The organism is Sodalis-like endosymbiont of Proechinophthirus fluctus (assembly GCF_001602625.1).
Taxonomy (GTDB): Bacteria; Pseudomonadota; Gammaproteobacteria; order Enterobacterales; family Enterobacteriaceae.
In genome coordinates, this window is sequence record NZ_LECR01000048.1 from 748 (window position 1) to 3,084 (window position 2,337).

Sequence of the window (2,337 nt, forward strand, 5' to 3'; positions counted from 1 at the left end):
GGTAGATTTTCCATACGTCCATTCATTGGTTTAATACTGAGTCCTCACTAAGCCTGCCCCTGCCCAGACAGATTGCTGCGTACAGGCTTACGCCATCCTTTTAGACTTCGTCCTGATGATCCTCCTGGACCGCATCAGGGCATGGTTCGTGCGGCAATTGATCCTGCGGCTGCGGCCGATTGGTCAGTTTTGCCAGCAGGCGGGCAAGACGCAGGCGTATTTCCGGGCGGCGCACGATAAGATCAATGGCACCCTTTTCCAGTAGAAATTCACTGCGCTGAAAGCAGGCCGGCAGTTTTTCACGCACCGTATGTTCAATCACGCGTGGACCGGCAAAACCAATCAGCGCTTTCGGCTCGGCGACGTTCAAATCTCCCAGCATTGCCAGACTAGCCGAAACGCCCCCCATGGTAGGATCTGTTAGCACTGAAATATAGGGCAGTCGCCTCTGGCGCAGTCGGGCCAGCGCGGCGCTGGTTTTGGCCATCTGCATCAGTGACATAAGCGCTTCCTGCATGCGTGCGCCTCCGCTGGCGGAGAAGCACACTAGCGGACAGTCGTCCGACATCGCCTGTTCCACCGCGCGCACAAAGCGCGCGCCGACTACCGAGGACATCGACCCGCCGATAAAGGTAAATTCAAAGGACGCAGCTACAACCGGCATACCGTATAGTGTGCCTTTCATCACCACCAACGCGTCTTTCTCTTCGGTGGCTTTCTGGGCCGCTGTAAGGCGATCCTTATACTTTCTCGAGTCCCTGAATTTCAGGATATCTTTCGGCTCCAGCTCGCTACCGAGTTCGGACTCGCTTCCTTCATCAAGGAAAGCATGCAAGCGCGCACGCGCGGTCATACGCATGTGGTGATCGCATTTAGGGCAGACCTCCAGATTGCGCTCGAGCTCCGCGCGGTAGAGCACCTGGCTACAACTATCACATTTGGTCCATATGCCCTCGGGAATGTTTGCCCTGCGCACCGGGGTGATAGTGCTCTTATTGAGAATTCGTTCAATCCAGCTCATCGATAACCTTTTTGTTTGAACCTGACATCTGCCAGTTCGATATGTCTACTTGACCTTTTACCGCGGCGAGAAGGCCGCCTTTTTGCGCATTCCCACACCGGGGTGGCGCGCCAAAAGCTGCCCATTAAACTATAACAGTCAGCGACTTGGCACAGAAAACTCTGTACTTTGGTCGCATTCTGCCCGCCGGCATCGGAAAATTACTCACTTTTACCGTTGTCGGCAATTAGGCACTGGCGCTACACTTCCCACCACGATTGTCAATACTGACAGTAGGATAATCGCCACGATAAGCCACTCCAAATTTTGCTACACTATCAGCTTATTGCCAAAGAAATAAGCCGGCTAAAGTAAAACCCAAAATAGACCCGCCAGCGATATTGTACAGCGCAAAATAGCAGTAGCGCATATATCCCATGACGGCCACAAACAGCGCGAAGGTCCACACGATAGACACAAAACGCGCTAGAATGATAGTTTTACCGCCGTGCCGGCGTAAAAACTGGTGATTTTTTTCAGATAGCTTCAGCGAGAATTTTCGAGTTAGGATGGCTAAACAGCTTTTCGCCGAATAGATAGCCAATCGTATAATTGACCGTATCGCTGGTTGTGTCGCCGCCAAAATTATCAAAAGCACCATTACATGAATATCAAGCACGTTGCTCGGCAAAGCTCCCCTAGAGCGCCGCCGGCAAACAGCGGCAAGTCGCCCGACAGGAAAAGCATACCACTAAACCTGTTTCTCAAAACAGGATTAGAAACAAAAAAGGTATACACCTAAACACCGCACTGCGCCACCAGTCTTGCCAGGTGGAAATCGATATGCAGAATAAAATAGATAATAAATTTTATGTATTCTATTCAGTTATCCCAGTAATGCACACGATAGAAATTATCGGTTACTCTGCTAGAAATAACGGCCCCGGCGCTGCCGTAGGCAGGGCGAACCGCGGTGGATACTCTACCGCCACCAGATAAAGTCCCTCCGCCGGGGCAGTAGCGCCAGCCTGCGTCCGGTTGCGGCATGCTAGCAGTTCAGCTATCCAGCTTTCCGGCCGTTTGCCGCATCCCACCTCTAGAAGACTGCCTACAATATTACGAACCATATGATGAACAAAGGCATTCGCTTTGATATCTACCACTACATATTGCCCTTGGCGCGTGACGTGCAAATGGTTCACGTTGCGCCAGGGATTACTCGATTGGCACTGCAGGGCACGAAAAGAGGTGAAATCGTTCTCCCCCAACAAATATTGGCCGGCGCGCGCCATCGATGGCGCATCAAGCGGGTGGTAGTAGTGGGTCAGCCCGCGGCT

Annotated in this window: 2 protein-coding genes and 1 pseudogene; all 3 read right to left on the bottom strand. The window is 52.2% G+C overall.

The genetic code is table 11. The features are described 5' to 3' along the window. Window positions 1–100: 100 nt before the first annotated feature. Window positions 101–1,021, bottom strand: coding sequence for an acetyl-CoA carboxylase, carboxyltransferase subunit beta (gene accD, locus BG74_RS05665; protein ID WP_066597213.1), 921 nt, complete (start codon window positions 1,019–1,021; stop codon window positions 101–103). A 312-nt stretch (window positions 1,022–1,333) separates the two neighbouring features. Next, window positions 1,334–1,882 (bottom strand): annotated as a pseudogene (locus tag BG74_RS14895) (SNARE-associated domain-containing protein); the annotation flags it as partial. A gap of 38 nt (window positions 1,883–1,920) precedes the next feature. Next, the coding region (locus tag BG74_RS17105) for a tRNA pseudouridine synthase A (protein ID WP_244267348.1) at window positions 1,921–2,337 on the bottom strand (417 nt) is incomplete at its 5' end.

What these genes read in the sequence shown, in the direction of transcription:
- accD (WP_066597213.1), bottom strand. Translation starts at nt 1,021, where the DNA reads ATGAGCTGGATTGAACGAATTCTCAATAAGAGCACTATCACCCCGGTG.